The organism is Pseudomonas parafulva NBRC 16636 = DSM 17004 (assembly GCF_000730645.1).
Classification (GTDB): domain Bacteria; phylum Pseudomonadota; class Gammaproteobacteria; order Pseudomonadales; family Pseudomonadaceae; genus Aquipseudomonas; species Aquipseudomonas parafulva.
On sequence record NZ_BBIU01000040.1, the window covers coordinates 1 to 18,099 of the forward strand.

The following is an 18,099-nucleotide window of genomic DNA, read 5'->3' on the forward strand; positions in this document are numbered from 1 at the left end:
GTGGGCTAGAAACTCCCCAGCCCCGTGATATCGTTCCCCATCACGTCACCCGCGCCCGCCAGAGACCTGCCGATGTCCAACAGCTGCCTGCACCCCGGTTTCATGATCGTCCATGGCAACCACCTCGACGACCTGCGAAGCTTGGTCGTGAGCTGGATGCGCCGTTATCCCCTGGCGCCGCTGGAGAATGAAATCGCCCTGGTGCAAAGCAATGGCATTGCCCAGTGGCTCAAGCTGGCCCTGGCAGAAGACCCGCTTGAAGACGACCAGGGCGGTTGTGGTATCGCCGCAGCCATTGACGTGCAGCTACCCGGCAGCTTCATGTGGCAGTTGTACCGCAGCGTGCTGGGCCGCGAGGAAATCCCCGAGGTTTCACTGCTCGACAAGTCACCCTTGACCTGGCGCCTGATGCGCCTGCTGCCAACGCTGGTGGAGCAACAGCACTTCGAGCCACTGCGGCGCTTTCTGACCGACGACAGCGACCTGCGCAAGCGTTATCAGCTGGCTGAGCGCCTGGCAGACCTGTTCGACCAGTACCAGGTTTACCGAGCCGACTGGCTCAAGGCCTGGGCTGCTGGCGACCACATCGTCATCACCGCCCGCGGCGAGCGCAAGCCACTGCCGGCGGGCAACCGTTGGCAGGCCGAGCTGTGGCGCGCGCTGCTGGAAGACGTCGGCCAGCAAGGCATGGCCCAGAGCCGCGCCGGTGTGCACCAGCGCTTCATCGAATGCATCGATCAGTTGCAGCAGGCACCTGCCGGGCTGCCACAACGGGTAATCGTGTTCGGTATTTCCTCGCTGCCCGCCCAGGCACTGGAGGCATTGGCCGGCCTGGCCAGGTTCAGCCAGGTCCTGCTGTGCGTGCACAACCCCTGCCGGCACCATTGGGCTGACATCGTTGCCGACAAGGACCTGTTGCGACACCAGTACAAGCGCCAGCAGCGCAAGCAAGGCATGCCCCTGCAACTGGACGATCAGTCGCTGCACCAGCACGCCCACCCGCTGTTGGCGGCTTGGGGCAAGCAAGGCCGCGACTACATCAACCTGCTCGACAGCTACGACGACCCCGGCAGCTATCAGGGCGTATTCAGCGACGGCCGCATCGACCTGTTCAGTGATGGCAACCCCGCCACAGTGCTCAACCAACTCCAGGACGACATCCTGGAACTGCGCCCGCTCGCTGAATCTCGCGCATTGTGGGGGCCGGTGGATCCAGTCAGTGATCGCTCGGTGCGCTTCCACATTGCCCACAGCCCGCAGCGTGAAGTGGAAATTCTTCACGATCAGCTGCTTGCCCGGTTCAGTGCCGATGCCACTTTGCGCCCGCGCGACGTGATCGTCATGCTGCCGGATATCGACACCTACGCGCCGCACATCCGCGCGGTGTTCGGCCAGTTGCCCCGCAAAGACCCCCGTCATATCCCCTTCACCCTGACCGACCAAGGCCAGCGTGGACGCGAGCCGCTGTTGATCGCCCTGGAGCACCTGCTGAAACTGCCGGAGAGCCGTTTCGCCGTGAGTGAGGTGCTCGACCTGCTGGATGTGCCGGCAGTGCGTGCCCGCTTTGGCATCCGCGAAGCTGACTTGCCCACCCTGCACCGCTGGATCGAGGGTGCAGGTATTCGTTGGGGGTTGAATGCTGAACAGCGGGCCAGCCTTGGTTTGCCCGGCGGCCTCGAGCAAAACTCCTGGCGCTTTGGCCTGCGCCGCATGCTGCTGGGTTATGCCGTGGGTATCGGGGAAGCGTGCGACGGCATTGAGCCCTACGACGAAATCGGTGGCCTGGACGCGGCGTTGATTGGCCCGCTGGTCGCCTTGCTCGATGCGCTTGAGGTTGCCTGCGAAGCGTTGGCCACGCCGGCTACCGTCGAGCAGTGGGGCGAGCGCCTGAATGCCCTGTTGCAGGTGTTTTTCGTTGCCGACGACGAACGTGACGAATTTCTGCTGATGCAGTTGCAGGACCTTCGCGAAACCTGGCTGCAGGTGTGTGAAACAGTGGGCCTGCAAGACCCGTTGCCGTTGACGGTAGTGCGTGAGGCTTGGTTGTCTGGGCTGGATGAAGGCAAGTTGTCCCAGCGCTTTCTGGCCGGCTCGGTAAATTTCTGCACCCTCATGCCCATGCGCGCCATCCCGTTTCGGGTGGTCTGCCTGCTGGGCATGAACGACGGTGACTACCCGCGTGCGCAGCAGCCGCTCGACTTCGACCTCATGGCCAGTGACTACCGCCCCGGTGATCGCTCCCGGCGCGAGGACGACCGCTACCTGCTGCTTGAGGCACTGCTTTCAGCCCGGGATCAGCTGTATGTCAGTTGGGTCGGGCGCAGCATTCGCGACAACAGCGAGCGCCCCGCTTCGGTACTCATCGGCCAGTTGCGTGATCACATTGCTGCCGGTTGGCGCCTGCCTGGCGCCGAGCAGCACGACCTGCAGACCGCAGGTGAGCAGTTGCTGCATGCCCTGACCCAGGAACACCCGCTGCAGCCATTCAGCCCGCGCTATTTCGAGCGCGGCAGCCCGCTGTTCAGCTATGCCCACGAGTGGCAGGTGCTGCATCAGCAGGCTCCTGTGGACAACCCGGCCGAAGCGCTGGAGCCATTCATCGATGATGAACCGCTCAGCCTGAACCAACTGAGTGACTTTCTGCGTCACCCGGTCAGGCACTTCTTCAGCCAGCGACTGAAGGTTTACTTTGAGGCGTTGGAAGCCCCAACACCGGACGAAGAGCCCTTTGTGCTCGATGCGTTGCAACGCTACGCCGCCAGCGAAAGCCTGCTGGGCGCAGCGCTGGCCGACCCGGCCAACGCGCAGCACGCCCTGCACACTCAGGCCCGACGCCTGCAGGCCTGCGGGCTGCTGCCGCTGGCAGGCTTTGGCCAGCTGTTGCAGGATGAATTGATCGAGCCGTTGCCCAACCTGCTGCAGCGTCACCAACAGCTCCTGGCCCGGTGGCCGACGCAGGTGGACGGGGCCTTGCCGGTGCATTTCGAGCAGGGGCCGCACCGCCTGGAAGGCTGGCTTGGCCGGGTGTTCCAGTCTGACGACCAGAGCCTGTTGAGCATCACTACCGTGCCCAATACCCTCAGCGCCGGGCGAAACAGCCTCAAGTGGCACCGCCTGATCGCGCCCTGGGTCACCCACCTGGCGGCGTGCGCCGCCGGGTATCCCTATCACAGCGCCCTGGTAGCCAGTGACCTGACCTTGCTACTGCCCCCGCTTGACCCGCAACAGGCCGCGCAACGGCTCGGCGAGCTGATGGTGGCTCGCCAGGCAGGCATGAGCGCGCCGTTGCCGGTTGCGCCGAAAACAGCCTTCGCCTGGCTGGGCCAGGACGACAGCGATAAAGCCCTGGCGGCGGCAGCCCGCGCCTATGAAGGCGATGAGCGCAACAGCGGTGGCGAGCGTGACGAGAGCGTCGCCCTGGTCCGTCAGTTCCGCGACTTTGCCGCGCTGACTGCTGACGAAACCTTCGAAGGCTGGTGTGAAGCCTTGTATCGCCCCCTGTTCGATGCCCCCTGGCAGACCCTGGGCAACCCGGAGACAGCCGCATGACCCAGGACCGCCCACTGGCCTTGACCTTCCCCCTGCACGGCAGCCAACTGATCGAGGCCAGCGCCGGCACCGGCAAGACCTTCACCATCTCTGCGCTGTACCTGCGCCTGATCCTTGGCCACGGTGGCGAGCACGGCTTTGCCCGCGAACTGCTGCCACCTCAGATCCTGGTGGTGACCTTCACCGACGCCGCTACCAAAGAACTGCGCGAGCGTATTCGTACGCGCCTGGCGGAGGCGGCGCGGTTTTTCCGGGGTGAACTGGTAGCCGCCGACCCGCTGCTGGTGCAACTGCGTGATGACTACCCGCAGGACGCCTGGCCCCGCTGCGCCGGGCGCCTGGAAATCGCCGTGCAATGGATGGACGAGGCCGCTGTCTCGACCATTCACGGCTGGTGCCAGCGTATGCTGCGTGAACACGCCTTTGACAGCGGTAGCCTGTTCACTCAGACCCTGGAAACCGACCACAGCGAGCTGCTGGGCCAGGTCATGCGCGACTACTGGCGGCGTTTCTGCTACGGCATGCAAACCCAGGCACTGGCCTGGGTGCGCAGCCATTGGGGCAGCCCTGATGCCTTGCTACCCCGCATCCGGCCCCTGTTCGGGCGGGTGCGCACCGAACCGTCAGGGCCTGACCCTGAGGCCCTGATCGACGCCGCGCTGCGTGAACGCGACGGGCAACTGGCCCAGCTGAAAGCGCCGTGGGCAGCCTGGGCCGAAGAGCTGCGGCAGGTTTGCCGTGATGCCCTGGCAGCCAAGCAGGTGGACGGGCGCAAGATGCAGGCCCGCTATTTCGAACCCTGGTTCGACAAACTCGCCCTTTGGGCCGCCGACCCGCAGTGCGTTGAGCTGGACCTGGGGACCGGCTTCACCCGCCTGACGCCTGCGGGCATGGCCGAAGCCTGGAAGGTCGGCGAGCCACCCACGCACCCGGCGCTGGACGCCATGCAGACCCTGCAGCAGAACCTGCAGGCCCTGGCCACCCCCGACGCCGCGTTGCTTGAGCACGCGGCGGGGTGGGTGGCTGCCAGGTTCGAGGTGGAGAAACGCCGCCGCGCCGAGATGGGCTTCGACGACATGCTGCTGCGCTTGCAGCACGCCTTGAACGGTGATGCCGGGGAACGCCTGGCCAGCCTGGTGCGCGAGCAGTTCCCGGTGGCGCTCATCGACGAGTTTCAAGATACCGACCCCGTGCAATACGGCATTTTCGAACGCATCTACCAGATCGGTGAAAACCGCGCCGAAACTGGCCTGTTCATGATCGGCGACCCCAAGCAGGCCATCTATGCCTTCCGCGGCGCCGATATCTACACCTACCTGGCTGCACGGCGCGCCACCCATGGGCGCTTGCACAGCCTGGACACCAACTACCGCTCCAGCAAGGCCATGGTCGCGGCGGTGAACCAGGTGTTTCTGCAGGCCGAAACCCGCGCGGCAGGGCGGGGCGCGTTTCTGTTCCGTGAAGCCGAGGACAACCCGTTGCCCTTCATTGCCGTGCGCGCCAAGGGCCGCAGCGAGCAACTGATGCTCGACGGGCAGCCGTGCGCCGCCTTGCAGTGCTGGCAACTGGCAAGTGATGCACCCGTTTCCGGGAGCCTTTACCGCAAGGAAATGGCAGCCAGTTGTGCCAGCCATATCGTCTCGCTGCTCAACGGCGGCCAGCAGGGTATGGCAGGCTTCCTGAACGCACAGGGCGAGCTGCGTCCCTGCCTGCCGTCAGACATCGCCATCCTCGTGCGTGATGGGCATGAGGCGCAGCTGGTGCGTGCAGAGCTCGCTGCACGGGGTGTGCGCAGCGTCTACCTCTCCGACAAGGACTCGGTGTTCAGCGCACAGGAGGCACACGACTTGCTGGCCTGGCTGAAAGCCTGTGCAGAGCCAGATTCGGAGCGCTTGCTCAAGGCGGCCCTGGCCAGCGTCACCCTCGGCCTGTCGCTCACCGCGCTGGACCGCCTCAACCAGGATGAGCGGGTTTGGGAAGACTGGGTCATGCGCTTTCGCGCTTACCGTGAAACCTGGCAGCGCCAGGGCGTGTTGCCGATGCTGCGGCACCTGCTGCACGACTTCGAGCTGCCGCGCACGCTCATCCGCCGCACTGACGGCGAGCGGGTGCTCACCAATCTGCTGCACCTGGCCGAGCTGCTGCAACAGGCAGCCGGTGAGCTGGACGGTGAGCAAGCGTTGGTCCGTCACCTGGCCGAGCAACTGGCCAATGCCGGCCAGGCGGGCGAGGAGCAGATTCTGCGCCTGGAGAGTGATGAGCAACTGGTCAAGGTGGTGACCATTCACAAGTCCAAGGGGCTGGAATATCCCCTGGTCTACCTGCCGTTCATCTGCACCAGCAAGCCGGTGGACGGTAGCCGCCTGCCGCTGGCCTGGCATGACGGCCACGGCAATGCCCACCTCACCCTTACCCCCGATGCGCAGCAGATCGAGCGCGCCGACGACGAGCGCCTGGCCGAGGACCTGCGGTTGCTGTACGTAGCCCTGACTCGCGCCCAGCATGCCTGCTGGCTGGGTGTCGCCGACCTCAAGCGCGGTAACCACAAGCGCTCACAGCTGCACCGGTCGGCCTTGGGTTACCTGTTGGGCGGGGGCGCTGAACTGGCTGATTCCCAGCAATTGACGGTATGGCTGCAAACACTGGCAGACACCAGCCCGCACATCACCTGCCCAGGCCTGCCAACGGCTGAAGCCCAGCATTACCGCATGCCCCACGCCCAGCGTGAGCTGGCGGCGGCGCGCACCCCGCGGCGCTCGGCAGCCGAGCACTGGTGGATCGCCTCCTACAGCGCCTTGCGCATCGGTGACCAGGCGTTGGGCGCCGACAGTTCCCAGGCCCAACAACTGCTGGATGACGAATGGGTTGATGCCACGGCCCTGCGCGAAGTGGCGGCAGGCAGTGGCGATATCCACCGTTTCCCCCGCGGTCCGAACCCGGGTACCTTCCTGCACGGGCTGCTGGAATGGGCGGGCCGTGAAGGCTTCGACAAGGTGGCCAGCGACGCCAGCCTGATCGAACGTACGGTCGGGCAACGCTGCAATCGCCGTGGCTGGGAAGGGTTCATACCCACATTGACCGAATGGCTGGCCCGCCTGCTGACCGAACCTTTGCCGCTGGCAGCAGGCGGCCTCAGCCTGACCCTGGGCCAACTGAGCCGCTACCAGGTAGAGATGGAGTTCTGGTTCGCCAGCCATCAGGTCGATGCGCAGCAGCTCGACCGCCTGGTAGCACACCATACCCACCCTGGGCAGCCGCGCCCGGCGGCTCAACCCACGCTGCTCAACGGGATGTTCAAGGGTTTCATCGACCTGGCGTTCGAGCTGGACGGGCGCTACTACGTCACCGACTACAAGTCCAACTGGCTGGGCCCGGATATCCAGGCCTATGACCACGCGGCCATGCAGCGCGCCATCCTCGAACACCGCTACGACCTCCAGTACGTCCTCTACCTGCTGGCTTTGCACCGCCAACTGCGGGCTCGGCTGGCGGACTACGACTACGACCGCCACATAGGCGGTGCGCTGTTCATTTTCCTGCGCGGGGCCAGCAGCAGCGGGCATGGCGTGTACCACACCCGGCCCCCGCGTGCGCTTATCGAAGGCCTTGATGCGCTGTTCCGGGGCGAGCATCCGCCCGTGCAGCAAGACCTGTTTGCCGGAGTCGAGCCATGAGCCGCACCTTGATGGACCTGTTACCCACGCCCCTGCAGGCCGAGCACTTGCTTGCACTGGCGCCCCAGCGCAACAGCAATGACCTGTTGCAACTGCTCGACCGTTGGGTGGAGCGCGGCTGGCTGCGTGCCCTGGACCGCGCGTTCGTGTCATTTCTCGAGGAGCGCGCGCCGGGCAGCGACCCACTGCTGTTGCTGGCCGCTGCCCTGGCCAGCCATCAACTGGGCCACGGGCATGTCTGCCTGGACCTGCAGCAGACCCTCGCCGAGCCAGACTTCGCGCTGTCGTTGCCACCCGAGGGCGATGCCCTAGTCGGGCCGTTGCTGTTGCCATCACAGTTGTTGGCCAACCTCGACCTGCACGCTTGGCGCCAGCGCATCGCCGCAAGCCCACTGGTTGCGGCCGGCAATGCGCCCGGCCAGCACACCCGGCCACTGGTGCTCAGCGGCGAGCGCCTGTACTTGCGCCGTTACTGGAGCTACGAACGGCGGATCGATCACAACCTGCGCCTGCGGCTGACCCAGGCAGAAGCCTTGCCCGCCGACTTGCCCGCTCGCCTCGCCCAGTTGTTCGAGGCGGGTGAGGCACCCGGGCAGGTTGACTGGCAGAAGCTGGCCTGTGCCCTGGCGACGCGGGCCGGTTTCAGCATCATCACCGGGGGGCCCGGCACCGGCAAGACCACCACGGTGGTGCGCCTGCTGGCCTTGCTGCAGGCGCCGGCGGTGGAGCAGGGCAGGCCGCTGCGCATCCGCCTGGCCGCCCCCACCGGCAAGGCTGCTGCGCGGCTTACCGAGTCCATTGGCCAGCAGGTCGAGCGCCTTCAGGTGAGTGATGAGGTGCGCGGGCATATCCCCACCGAGGTCAGCACCGTCCACCGCCTGCTGGGAAGCCGCCCTGGGTCGCGGCACTTCCGCCACCATGCTGGCAACCCGTTGCCGCTGGACGTGCTGGTGGTCGATGAGGCCTCCATGATCGACCTGGAGATGATGGCCAACTTGCTCGATGCCCTGCCGCCCAAGGCACGGCTGGTGCTGTTGGGGGACAAGGACCAGTTGGCGTCGGTAGAGGCGGGCGCGGTGCTCGGCGACCTGTGCCGGGATGCGGAGCAGGGCTGCTATTCCCCGGTCACCCAGGCATGGCTCGAAGGCATTGGCGGCCAGTCGCTGGCAGGCAGCGGCCTCACAAGCGGTGATGCCCACCGTCACCCACTGGCACAGCAGGTGGTGATGCTGCGGTTTTCCCGGCGTTTCGGCGAGGGTAGCGGCATTGGCCAGCTGGCACGGCTGGTCAACCGCCAGGACAGCGACGGCGCACGCAACCTGCTGGCCAAGCCCCCGGCCGATGTTCACAGCCTGGCCTTGAAACAGGAGCACGACCGCGGCCTCGACCGGCTGCTGCTCGATGGCCTCAACCTGGGCGTCGACGGCCCCCAGGGCTATCGAAGCTACCTGCGCACCCTCGGCCGCTATCGGCCGGCCCTGGGCACCGCATTCGATGACCCGGCCTGGGAACACTGGGCTGCCCGGGTACTGCATAGCTTCGAAGACTTCCAGCTGCTGTGCGCCGTGCGCCGGGGTGCCTGGGGTGTCGAGGGCCTCAACGAGCGTGTGGCGCGGGTGCTGCACACTGCCGGCCTGATCGACACCCAGCAGCCTTGGTACGAAGGCCGCCCGGTGCTGGTGACCCGCAATGACTACGGCCTGGGCCTGATGAACGGTGACATCGGCATCGCCCTGCGCCTGCCGGACGAGCAGGGTATGCCCCTGCTGCGTGTGGCGTTCCCGCGTAACGATGGCAGCGGTGGCGTGCGCTTCGTGCTGCCCAGCCGGCTGAACGAAGTGGAAACCGTGTTCGCCATGACCGTGCACAAATCCCAGGGTTCGGAGTTTGGCCATACCGCTCTGGTGCTACCCGATGCACTGAACCCGGTACTGACCAAAGAACTGGTGTACACCGGCATCACCCGGGCCAAGCATTGCTTCACCCTGGTCGAGCCACGCCAGGGGATCTTTGAAGAGGCGGTGGCGCGTAAGGTGCGGCGGATTTCCGGGTTGATGCTGGAAGAGGTTTAGGGCCAGACAAAGGTGCAGGCAATCGTCGGCGATGGGCTGCCACGCAGCCGCACCAACGCCCAGCGGTGCCACCCGCTCACTCCAGAAACTGACAAGTGTGCGTCTCCCCCAGCAACATTGAACGGTTCAGCTCTGTGACTTCACGGATGTAATCCCACAGCAGGGTAATACGCTTCAACTTGCGCAAGTCCTCCCGGCAGTACATCCAGAATTGCCGCGTCACCTCTACCTGCTCCGGCAGCACCGTGACCAGCCTTGGGTCTTGTGCGGCCAGAAAACACGGCAGAATTGCCATGCCACGGCCCTGCAAGGCCGCCGTGTACTGAGCGATCACGCTGGTGCTGCGCAGGTGCGCCGTGGCGCTGGGTATCAGGTTGGCCAGGTACAGCAGCTCCGAGCTGAACGCCAGGTCATCGACGTAGCTGATGAACGGGTGCCCCGCCAGGTCCGCTACCTGCCTTATCGGCGCGTGGCTGTCGAGGTAGGGCTGGGTGGCGTACAACCGCAAACGGTAGTCGCAAAGCTTGCAGCATACATAGGGCCCGTGCTCTGGTCGCTCCAGGGCGATGACGATATCCGCCTCGCGTTTGGACAGGCTGATGAAGTGCGGAAGCGGCAGGATGTCCACGGAGATCGCCGGGTAGGCCTCAACGAAGTGGCTGAGCTGGGGGGTGATGAAGAAGCTGCCGAAGCCTTCTGTACAGCCCATCCGCACATGCCCGGACAGCGCCACACCCGACCCCGATACCTGCTCGCACGCCATGTGCAGCGTGCTTTCGATGGTCTCTGCATAGCTCAGCAGGCGCTGGCCCTCCGCGGTCAGTACGAAGCCTGTGGTACGCGACTTCTCGAACAGCAAGGTGCCCAGCGCCCCCTCCAGTGAACTGATACGCCGGGACACCGTGGTGTAGTCCACACCCAGGCGTTTGGCGGCGCTGCTGGCTTTGCGGGTTCGGGCGACTTCAAGAAAGAACTTCAGGTCGTCCCAATTCAATGCGCTGAGGGATGTGAGGTCTTTTTGCATGATGATCCGGTTTTTTTGTGCGTTCTTGTTGGATGTTTGCACATCTATACTCGAAACATGCCTTTCAACGCCACCCCGCGTTTGCCCGGCGCTGGCGATCTCGTCCTGACAATAATTCCAAGGAGAACGCAGATGAATGCACCGCAATCCCCCGACCAGGCCAAAGTCGAGCAGGTAAAGCTGCTGATCGACGGGCAATGGGTGGCGTCCAGCACCGGGGAGTGGCGTGACGTCGTCAACCCGGCCACCCAGCAAGTGCTGGCACGTGTGCCGTTCGCCACGGTGCAGGAGGTTGACGCTGCGGTGGCAGCAGCCCAGCGCGCCTTCGTGAGCTGGCGTGACACCCCGATTGGTGCGCGCATGCGCATCATGCTCAAACTGCAGGCGCTGATCCGCGAGCACAGCAAGCGCATCGCCCAGGTGCTCAGCGCCGAACAGGGCAAAACCCTCGCCGATGCCGAGGGCGATATTTTCCGTGGGCTGGAGGTTGTGGAACACGCGGCGTCCATCGGTACGCTGCAGATGGGCGAGTTTGCCGAGAACGTGGCCGGCGGCGTGGATACGTACACGCTGCGCCAGCCGATCGGCGTGTGTGCGGGTATCACCCCGTTCAACTTCCCCGCCATGATCCCCCTGTGGATGTTCCCCATGGCCATCGTGTGCGGCAATACCTTCGTGCTCAAGCCTTCCGAGCAGGACCCGCTTTCCACCCTGTTGCTGGTGGAACTGGCGCTGGAAGCCGGTGTGCCGCCTGGCGTGCTCAACGTGGTGCATGGCGGCAAGCAGGTGGTGGACGCCATCTGCACGCACAAGGACATCAAGGCGATTTCGTTTGTGGGCTCAACCGAGGTGGGCACCCATGTGTACAACCTGGCCAGCCAGCACGGCAAGCGCGTGCAGTCGATGATGGGGGCGAAGAACCATGCGGTAGTGCTGCCTGACGCCAACCGCACGCAAACCGTCAATGCCTTGGTCGGCGCCGCATTTGGGGCAGCCGGGCAGCGTTGCATGGCCACGTCGGTGGCGGTGTTGGTGGGCAAGGCCCGGGAGTGGCTGCCGGACATCAAGGCGGCTGCCAGCAAGCTGAAGGTGAACGCCGGCAGCGAGCCTGGCACCGACGTCGGCCCTGTGGTTTCCAGGCGCGCCAAGGAGCGTGTGCTTGGCCTGATCGAAAGTGGCATCCGCGAGGGGGCGAAACTGGAGCTCGATGGCCGCGATGTGAAGGTGCCCGGTTACGAGCAGGGCAACTTCGTCGGCCCCACCCTGTTCTCCGGTGTCACCACCGACATGCAGGTGTACACCCAGGAGATCTTCGGCCCGGTGTTGGTGACCCTCGAGGTGGATACCCTCGACGAAGCCATCGCCCTGGTCAATGCCAACCCCTTCGGTAATGGCACCGGCCTGTTCACCCAAAGTGGCGCGGCTGCGCGCAAGTTCCAGAGCGAGATCGATGTCGGCCAGGTCGGCATCAACATCCCCATTCCGGTGCCTGTGCCTTTCTTCAGCTTTACCGGCTCGCGGGGCTCCAAGCTGGGAGACCTTGGCCCGTACGGCAAGCAGGTCGTGCAGTTCTACACTCAGACCAAGACCGTCACCGCGCGCTGGTTCGATGACGACAGTGTTAATGACGGTGTGAACACCACCATCAGCCTGCGCTAAGGAGTACCGCATGCGTATTGCATTCATCGGCTTGGGCAACATGGGGGCACCCATGGCCCGCAACCTGATCAAGGCCGGGCACGCGCTTGAACTGTTCGACCTGAACAAGGATGTGTTGGCAGAACTTGCCGCACTGGGTGGGCACATCAGCGCCTCGCCCAAGGAGGCAGCGGCTGCCGCCGAGCTGGTCATCACCATGCTACCGGCCGCTGCCCATGTGCGCAGCGTGTACCTGAACGAGGACGGCGTGCTGGCCGGTATCCGCCCAGGCACCCCTACGCTTGACTGCAGCACCATCGACCCACAAACGGCGCGCGAGGTGTGCAAGGCCGCAGCGGCCAAAGGTGTCGACATGGGGGATGCACCGGTCTCTGGTGGCACCGGGGGCGCGGCGGCGGGCACCTTGACCTTCATGGTCGGCGCCAGTGCTGAACTGTTCGCCACCCTCAAGCCGGTGCTGGAGCACATGGGCCGTAACATCGTGCATTGCGGCGATGTAGGTACCGGGCAGATCGCCAAGATCTGCAACAACCTGCTGCTGGGTATTTCGATGATCGGAGTTTCCGAGGCCATGGCCCTGGGCAACGCGCTGGGCATCGATACCCAGGTGCTGGCGGGGATCATCAACAGTTCCACAGGCCGGTGCTGGAGTTCGGACACCTATAACCCCTGGCCAGGCGTCATCGAGACTGCACCCGCGGCACGCGGCTACACCGGCGGCTTCGGTGCCGAGCTGATGCTCAAGGACCTGGGGCTGGCCACGGAAGCTGCGCGGCAGGCGCACCAGCCGGTGATTCTTGGCGCCGTCGCCCAGCAGTTGTACCAGGCCATGAGCTTGCGCGGGGAAGGTGGCAAAGATTTCTCTGCCATCGTCGAGGGGTACCGCAAGAAGGCTTGATGCAAGCAGTGGACTTTCTCGCGGGCCTGGCGCCCCTCCCTCTGTAACTGCGCACCGGAGGGAAGGGCGTGCGGGCCCCGCTTTTTTATCCCGGCCCTATCGCAGGGGGTAGCCCAAGCGGCTGCCCGTCACGCGAAGACGAAGTACTTGCGCACGGTTTCGACCACTTCCCACGTGCCTTTCATGCCTGGTTCGATCACGAACACATCACCAGCCTTGAGGTGCTTGGGCGCTTCACCTTCCGGGGTGATGATGCAGTAGCCATCGAGGAAGTGGCAGTACTCCCACTTGTCGTAGTTGACCTCGAACTTGCCCGGGGTGCAGATCCAGGTGCCCATGATCTTGCTGCCGTCGGCCGACAGGTAGGCATTGAGGTTCACGGTGTGCGGCTCGCCGCCGATACGTTTCCACTTGGTGGCGTCCACGACCGGCGTGGGGCAGGTTTCACGCAGCACGGTGATGAAATCGGACATGGCACAACTCCTGGTGACTGGTTGGATGACCCGTCACCATAGGGTGTATGGCCAGCGTGGAGTTGCCTGAACTCGACGTCGAGGTGCCTGGACGCGCTATGCCCTGCCGGTAGAGCATAAACCGGTTTCTTACTGACTGAGGCGATACGTCCTATAAAGCGGGAGGCCCCATCTGATGGTACTAACGCTGGGAATGCTGTGAAATTCACATCGTTTTTAGTGTGTATAATACACATTAGCTGTCGATGGGAGCGAGAATGCGCAGTCGAGAAGTCATCAAACTCATTGAGGCTGACGGGTGGTATCTGGTGGAAGTGAAGGGGAGTCATCAACAGTTTCGGCATCCTGTGAAGAAAGGCCGTGTAACTGTCCCGCATCCCAAAGCGGAGCTACCAAAAGGAACCGTGCATAGCATTCTGAAACAATCTGGCCTTACACCTACTCCAGGTGTGTCGAGCCACGCTAATGGAGACAATCAATGAAGTTTCCCGTCGTTTTGCACAAAGACCCCGAGTCGGAGTATGGAGTAGTCGTGCCGGATGTAGCCGGTTGCTTCTCCGCCGGTCCAACTGTCGCCAGAGCGCTTGAAGCTGTACAGGAAGCGCTGGCGCTTCATTTCGAAGGGCTTGTCGCCGACAACGAGCCATTACCGCAGCCGCAGGAAATTGATGTACATGTGGCTAACCCTGACTACCAAGGTGGAGTATGGGCCGTTGTGGATTTTGATGTGACGCCTTACTTGGGCAGGGCGGTCCGTTTCAATGCGACGCTGCCGGAGCACCTGCTTCAGCGTATCGATGAAAAAGTCAGGCACGATCATCGCTACGCTTCCCGTTCAGGCTTCCTCGCTTCTGCCGCCATGCGTGAACTTGCATCGTGAACCTGACCATCGACGGTGGCGCGGCTTATGCCCACCAATACCGCACAAAGTGAAAGAACACCGGCGCGGCAAAGCACACCGAGTCCATGCGGTCGAGCATGCCGCCGTGACCTTCGATCATGTGCCCCCAGTCCTTCACGCCACGGTCGCGCTTGATGGCCGACATGACCAGCCCGCCGAAGAAGCCCATGGCGTTCACGGCCAGGGCCATCAGCGCCGCCTGCCAGAAGTTGAACGGGGTAATCCAGCACAGCAAGGCGCCGATCAGTGTCGCCAGTGCCACACCACCGGCCAGGCCTTCCACCGTCTTGGACGGTGACAGGTTGGGCGCGACCTTGTGTTTGCCGAACAGTTTGCCGCACACGTACTGCAGCACGTCGCTGATCTGCACCACCAGGATCAGCCAGGCGATCAGCAACAGGTTGCGGCCCTCGTAGCCGGGGATATCGAGGGTCATCAGCGCGGGTACCGAGGACACGCAGTACACCGCGATCATCAGCCCCCACTGTACCTTTGACGCCCGCTCCAGGAAGCGCGTGGTGTCGCCGCCGAAGCTGGCCAGGATCGGCAGCAGCAGGAACAGGTAGACGGGGATGAAGATGCTGAACATGCCGTACCAGTCCATGGCAATCAGCACGTACTGCACCGGCAGCGCCACATAAAATGCCGCTACCAGTGCGGGGTAGTCACTGCGCCGGGTGGGGGTGAGGGTCATGAATTCGCGCAATGCATAGAACGACACCCCGTAGAACAGCACGATCACCCCGTACTTGCCGAACAAAAAGGCGATGCCGATCACCAGCACCATCACCCACCAGGCGTTGATACGGGCGTTGAGGTTATCGATGACCGCATGGGGCCCGGGGCCTGCGCGCCATTTCAGCAGGCGGCCGATCACGCTGGCGAGCAGCAGCAGGGCGCCAATGCCGGCGAACAACGAGAGGGTATTGTCGTGCATGTCAGGCATCCTTGGGTGCAAGGTTGAGCAGGGCCTGGCTGGCCCGATCGAGAAACGCCTGCTTGGTCTCATCGGCCTGCAGGTGCATGGGTTCACCGAAACTCAGCGTGCACAGCAACGGCAGCGGCAAAGCCCGGCCTTTGGGCATCACCCGGTTGAGGTTGGCAATCCAGACGGGTACCAGTTCGACCTGCGGGTGGGCGGCTGCCAGGTGGTAAAGCCCGCTTCTGAACGGCATCAAGGGCTCGTCGCCCAGGTTGCGGGTACCCTCGGGGAAAAAGATCAGCGAGTCGCCCTGGGCCACCGCATCCAGTACCGGTTGCAGCGGGTTGCCGCCGCCTTCGTCACGCTGGCGGTTGATCAATACGCCATTGAATACCTGCCGGATCAGGAAGTCGCGGATGCCGGGCTTGGTCCAGTAATCCGCGCCTGCTACCGGGCGTGCACGGCTGCGCAACGCCTGTGGCAACGAAGCCCAGAGCAGCACGAAGTCGCCGTGGCTGCTGTGGTTGGCAAAGTACAGGCGCTGAACGGGCTCCGGTGTGCAGCCCAGCCACAGGGCGCGAGCGCCGGTTATCAGGCGTGCAGCAGAAGTGATGACGTAGGCGGTAAGGTTGGCGAGCATGGGGTGATCATCATCCGTTGAAAGGCAGTATCAGCAAGGTAGCCAGGGCCACCATGATTTGCAGCGCCAGGCACACGCCCTGGCGACGTAGCAGGGCCAGCGCGGCCTTGCTGCGTTCGGGCCAGTTGCGGTGGTCAGGCGCCAGCGGTTTGAGCGAAAGCTCGATGAGCGCCCGGTCCAGCGCCAGGGTATCCGCTGCCAGGTCGTGGCTGTTGGCGAGGTGGGCGAACAATGCAGCATCCAGCCCGACGCGAATCGCCCAGTACTTGTGCAGCACACCCAGGGCGGTCAATACGGCGCAGGCCAGGGTGGCGAACGGGTGCACCGTGATACCGAGCATGGGCGCCATACCATAGGCAAGCGCCAACAGGGTAAGGCCGTCCGAGAAACGCTCCAGTTGGCTACCACGCTGTAGCAGGGTGGCAACGACCCAGAGGCTCATGATGGCTTCCGCAGGTGCGACAGGGCCAGATGGCGTGCTGCTTGGCGTATCAGGCCGGCTTCGCGCGTGGGGTTCATTCAACGTACCCGCTGTGCCAGGCTGACGCTGAAAATACCCCACTCATCGATACGCTGGGTGAGCTTGCGGAAACCGGCCGCCTCCACCAGCTGGTCCATTTCGGCCTGGCTGCGACGGCGCATTACCCAGGCCTGGCCTTCGCGGTGGCTGGTAAGGGCGCGGGCGATCATCTCCAGCTGTGGGTGCCAGGGCTGGCCGGTGTAGACCAGGTAGCTGCCCTCTTCCATCGCATCGGCCAGGCCGGCGAGTGAGTTGCCCACCAGCTGGTTGCTGGCGAACAGCTCATACAGGCCGGAAACCACAGCCAGGGTGGGCGGTTGTTCAAGCGAAGCCAGGCTCTGGCGATCAAACGCATCGCCCTGAACGAAGCGGGCAATGTCGGCCAGACCTTTCTGCTGGATCAACGCCGAACCTTGCTCCACGTTAAGGGGGCTGTAATCACGCAGCAGGATCGAGTCTGGCAATAGCTCCAGCTGCTGCAGCGCTTCCAGAATGTAGCGGCCGTGGCCAGCAGCGATATCGACGATGTGCACCGGGCGCTGAGCCTGATGCAAGCAGCTGATGGCCTGGCGTAGCAGCTCTTCGACGTGCAGCTTGCGCTGGCGAATACCGCGCCAGCCAATGGCATCGAGGTAGTTCTTGTCTATTTGGGCACCCAGCCAGCCTTTGCCGGAAGGCTCGTTGCGGTACACGTAATCCAGGGTGCTGCCAGAGTCGAACCCGGTGTCGAAGCCCAGCTTCACGCCTTCCGACAGCCCGCTGCCAAATCGCAGCCCCGCCCGGGTAGTGCGCCAGTACAGGTCACGCGGGGAGTTGCGCGGCAGCGGAGCGGCCAGGCTTTCAGCCTCGGCGCAGGTGGCGCCGGTCTTGTCCGCATCCAGCAGCGATGGCAGCGGGCAGGGGCTGGCGAAACAGTGCTCCACGAAGCGCTCGATGCGGCGCAAGGCATGTGCCCGGTCGCGTTCGCCCAAGGTGTCGTGGAAGAACCCGGGTAGCACGTGCATTTCCTTGCGGGTGCTGCCCAGGTTGTGGAAGAAGCGCTCCTGCGGCTGGCGCTCAACCACCAGATCGGCACCGGACACCAGCAGTTGAGTTGGTACCTGTATCGCCTGCGCATCGGCAACTACACGGTCGGCAGCGTCGTACAACCCCAACAGCATGGTCACCGAGATCGGCCGGCTGATGAGGGGGTCGGCGGTATACGACATCACCCGTTCCGGGTCATGGGTAAGCAACCCTGGCTTGACGTAACTGTTGACGAAAAAGTTGCCGCGCACAGCCTTGAGCAGTTTCAGGCCAAGGCGGGCGAAGGGCACGTACAGCTTGACCTTGAAAGCCGGTGAGGCCAGCACCAGGCAGCGCACCTTCGGCGCGTAATCATGCGCCCAGGTGGCGATCAGCACAGCGCCGACGCTCTGCGCCAACACCACAAGTTCCTGCGCGGCGATACCGTGGCTGGCGTGAATGTGCTCGATGAACGTCTGTACGTCGCGCACGCTGGTGGCAAAGCCCGGGCTATCACCGCGCGCACCTGGGGAAAGCCCATGGCCCCGGGCATCCCAGGCGAAGAAATCATAGCCCGGCATGTCCAGCTCATCAGCCAGGTGGGCCATGCGGCCGCCGTGTTCGTGGCCGCGGTGGAACATCACCACCGCCCGGCGCGGCTGGTACTCGTTGCGGGTTGCAGGCCAGTGGCGGTAGTGCAGCTCGACGCCATCATGGGTAGAGAAGTGCAGGGTTTGCGCTTGGCGCATGTTCGAAATCCTT

At 64.1% G+C, this 18,099-nt stretch carries 13 protein-coding genes; 7 read left to right on the plus strand and 6 right to left on the minus strand.

What is annotated here, in order from left to right:
- Positions 1–72: 72 nt before the first annotated feature.
- Genes recC through recD form a run of 3 tightly spaced genes read left to right on the plus strand, consistent with a single transcriptional unit; the run spans position 73 to position 9,295 of the window.
- A complete protein-coding gene (recC, locus tag PPA02S_RS20405; protein WP_028633354.1) occupies positions 73–3,549 on the plus strand; it encodes an exodeoxyribonuclease V subunit gamma in 3,477 nt (1,158 codons plus the stop codon).
- Positions 3,546–7,223: an exodeoxyribonuclease V subunit beta gene (gene recB, locus PPA02S_RS20410; protein WP_028633353.1), complete on the plus strand. Its 3,678-nt coding sequence runs from the start codon at positions 3,546–3,548 to the stop codon at positions 7,221–7,223. Before recC ends, recB begins: the two co-directional genes overlap by 4 nt.
- Positions 7,220–9,295 (plus strand): exodeoxyribonuclease V subunit alpha, encoded by a 2,076-nt coding sequence (gene recD, locus PPA02S_RS20415; RefSeq protein WP_028633352.1) that lies wholly within the window; start codon positions 7,220–7,222, stop codon positions 9,293–9,295. Before recB ends, recD begins: the two co-directional genes overlap by 4 nt.
- Before the next feature lie 76 nt (positions 9,296–9,371).
- On the opposite strand, the gene PPA02S_RS20420 is transcribed toward recD, so the two are convergent.
- A complete protein-coding gene (locus tag PPA02S_RS20420; protein ID WP_028633351.1) occupies positions 9,372–10,319 on the minus strand; it encodes a LysR family transcriptional regulator in 948 nt (315 codons plus the stop codon).
- A 132-nt stretch (positions 10,320–10,451) separates the two neighbouring features.
- Between PPA02S_RS20420 and PPA02S_RS20425 the strand changes: the two genes are divergently transcribed.
- Positions 10,452–11,978, plus strand: coding sequence for a CoA-acylating methylmalonate-semialdehyde dehydrogenase (locus PPA02S_RS20425; protein WP_028633350.1), 1,527 nt, complete (start codon positions 10,452–10,454; stop codon positions 11,976–11,978).
- Positions 11,979–11,988: 10 nt separating this feature from the next.
- The gene (mmsB, locus tag PPA02S_RS20430; protein WP_028633349.1) at positions 11,989–12,876 is read left to right on the plus strand and encodes a 3-hydroxyisobutyrate dehydrogenase; all 888 of its coding nucleotides are present in this window, start codon (positions 11,989–11,991) and stop codon (positions 12,874–12,876) included.
- Positions 12,877–13,004: 128 nt separating this feature from the next.
- On the opposite strand, the gene PPA02S_RS20435 is transcribed toward mmsB, so the two are convergent.
- Positions 13,005–13,349 (minus strand): cupin domain-containing protein, encoded by a 345-nt coding sequence (locus tag PPA02S_RS20435; RefSeq protein WP_028633348.1) that lies wholly within the window; start codon positions 13,347–13,349, stop codon positions 13,005–13,007.
- A 257-nt stretch (positions 13,350–13,606) separates the two neighbouring features.
- Here PPA02S_RS20435 and PPA02S_RS22880 point away from each other — a divergent pair, with 257 nt between their 5' ends.
- Together PPA02S_RS22880 and PPA02S_RS20440 are read left to right on the plus strand one after the other, a co-directional pair.
- Complete coding sequence (locus PPA02S_RS22880) at positions 13,607–13,831, plus strand: type II toxin-antitoxin system HicA family toxin (protein WP_080667837.1); 225 nt, start codon at positions 13,607–13,609, stop codon at positions 13,829–13,831.
- A complete protein-coding gene (locus PPA02S_RS20440) occupies positions 13,828–14,229 on the plus strand; it encodes a type II toxin-antitoxin system HicB family antitoxin (protein ID WP_028633347.1) in 402 nt (133 codons plus the stop codon). The genes PPA02S_RS22880 and PPA02S_RS20440 overlap by 4 nt, the downstream gene beginning before the upstream one ends.
- 25 nt (positions 14,230–14,254) lie before the next feature.
- Here the strand turns inward: PPA02S_RS20440 and PPA02S_RS20445 are convergent, their stop codons facing one another.
- The 4 genes from PPA02S_RS20445 to PPA02S_RS20460 form a co-directional block, all read right to left on the minus strand.
- Positions 14,255–15,187 carry a phosphatidate cytidylyltransferase gene (locus PPA02S_RS20445; RefSeq protein ID WP_028633346.1) on the minus strand — a complete coding sequence of 311 codons (933 nt, stop codon included), beginning with the start codon at positions 15,185–15,187 and terminating at the stop codon, positions 14,255–14,257.
- A gap of 1 nt (position 15,188) precedes the next feature.
- On the minus strand, positions 15,189–15,812 hold the full coding sequence (locus PPA02S_RS20450) for a lysophospholipid acyltransferase family protein (RefSeq protein ID WP_028633345.1): 624 nt from the start codon (positions 15,810–15,812) through the stop codon (positions 15,189–15,191).
- Positions 15,813–15,822: 10 nt separating this feature from the next.
- On the minus strand, positions 15,823–16,254 hold the full coding sequence (locus PPA02S_RS20455) for a hypothetical protein (protein WP_028633344.1): 432 nt from the start codon (positions 16,252–16,254) through the stop codon (positions 15,823–15,825).
- A gap of 77 nt (positions 16,255–16,331) precedes the next feature.
- On the minus strand, positions 16,332–18,086 hold the full coding sequence (locus PPA02S_RS20460) for a bifunctional alpha/beta hydrolase/class I SAM-dependent methyltransferase (RefSeq protein WP_028633343.1): 1,755 nt from the start codon (positions 18,084–18,086) through the stop codon (positions 16,332–16,334).
- Positions 18,087–18,099: the final 13 nt, after the last annotated feature.

Excerpts from the sequence above, each read along its gene's own strand:
- mmsB (WP_028633349.1), top strand. The coding sequence starts at position 11,989 with ATGCGTATTGCATTCATCGGCTTGGGCAACATGGGGGCACCCATGGCC.
- PPA02S_RS20445 (WP_028633346.1), bottom strand. The coding sequence starts at position 15,187 with ATGCACGACAATACCCTCTCGTTGTTCGCCGGCATTGGCGCCCTGCTG.
- PPA02S_RS20440 (WP_028633347.1), top strand. The coding sequence starts at position 13,828 with ATGAAGTTTCCCGTCGTTTTGCACAAAGACCCCGAGTCGGAGTATGGA.
- recD (WP_028633352.1), top strand. The coding sequence starts at position 7,220 with ATGAGCCGCACCTTGATGGACCTGTTACCCACGCCCCTGCAGGCCGAG.
- PPA02S_RS22880 (WP_080667837.1), top strand. The coding sequence starts at position 13,607 with ATGCGCAGTCGAGAAGTCATCAAACTCATTGAGGCTGACGGGTGGTAT.
- PPA02S_RS20455 (WP_028633344.1), bottom strand. The coding sequence starts at position 16,254 with ATGAGCCTCTGGGTCGTTGCCACCCTGCTACAGCGTGGTAGCCAACTG.
- recB (WP_028633353.1), top strand. The coding sequence starts at position 3,546 with ATGACCCAGGACCGCCCACTGGCCTTGACCTTCCCCCTGCACGGCAGC.
- PPA02S_RS20420 (WP_028633351.1), bottom strand. The coding sequence starts at position 10,319 with ATGCAAAAAGACCTCACATCCCTCAGCGCATTGAATTGGGACGACCTG.
- PPA02S_RS20450 (WP_028633345.1), bottom strand. The coding sequence starts at position 15,812 with ATGCTCGCCAACCTTACCGCCTACGTCATCACTTCTGCTGCACGCCTG.
- PPA02S_RS20425 (WP_028633350.1), top strand. The coding sequence starts at position 10,452 with ATGAATGCACCGCAATCCCCCGACCAGGCCAAAGTCGAGCAGGTAAAG.
- PPA02S_RS20435 (WP_028633348.1), bottom strand. The coding sequence starts at position 13,349 with ATGTCCGATTTCATCACCGTGCTGCGTGAAACCTGCCCCACGCCGGTC.
- PPA02S_RS20460 (WP_028633343.1), bottom strand. The coding sequence starts at position 18,086 with ATGCGCCAAGCGCAAACCCTGCACTTCTCTACCCATGATGGCGTCGAG.
- recC (WP_028633354.1), top strand. The coding sequence starts at position 73 with ATGTCCAACAGCTGCCTGCACCCCGGTTTCATGATCGTCCATGGCAAC.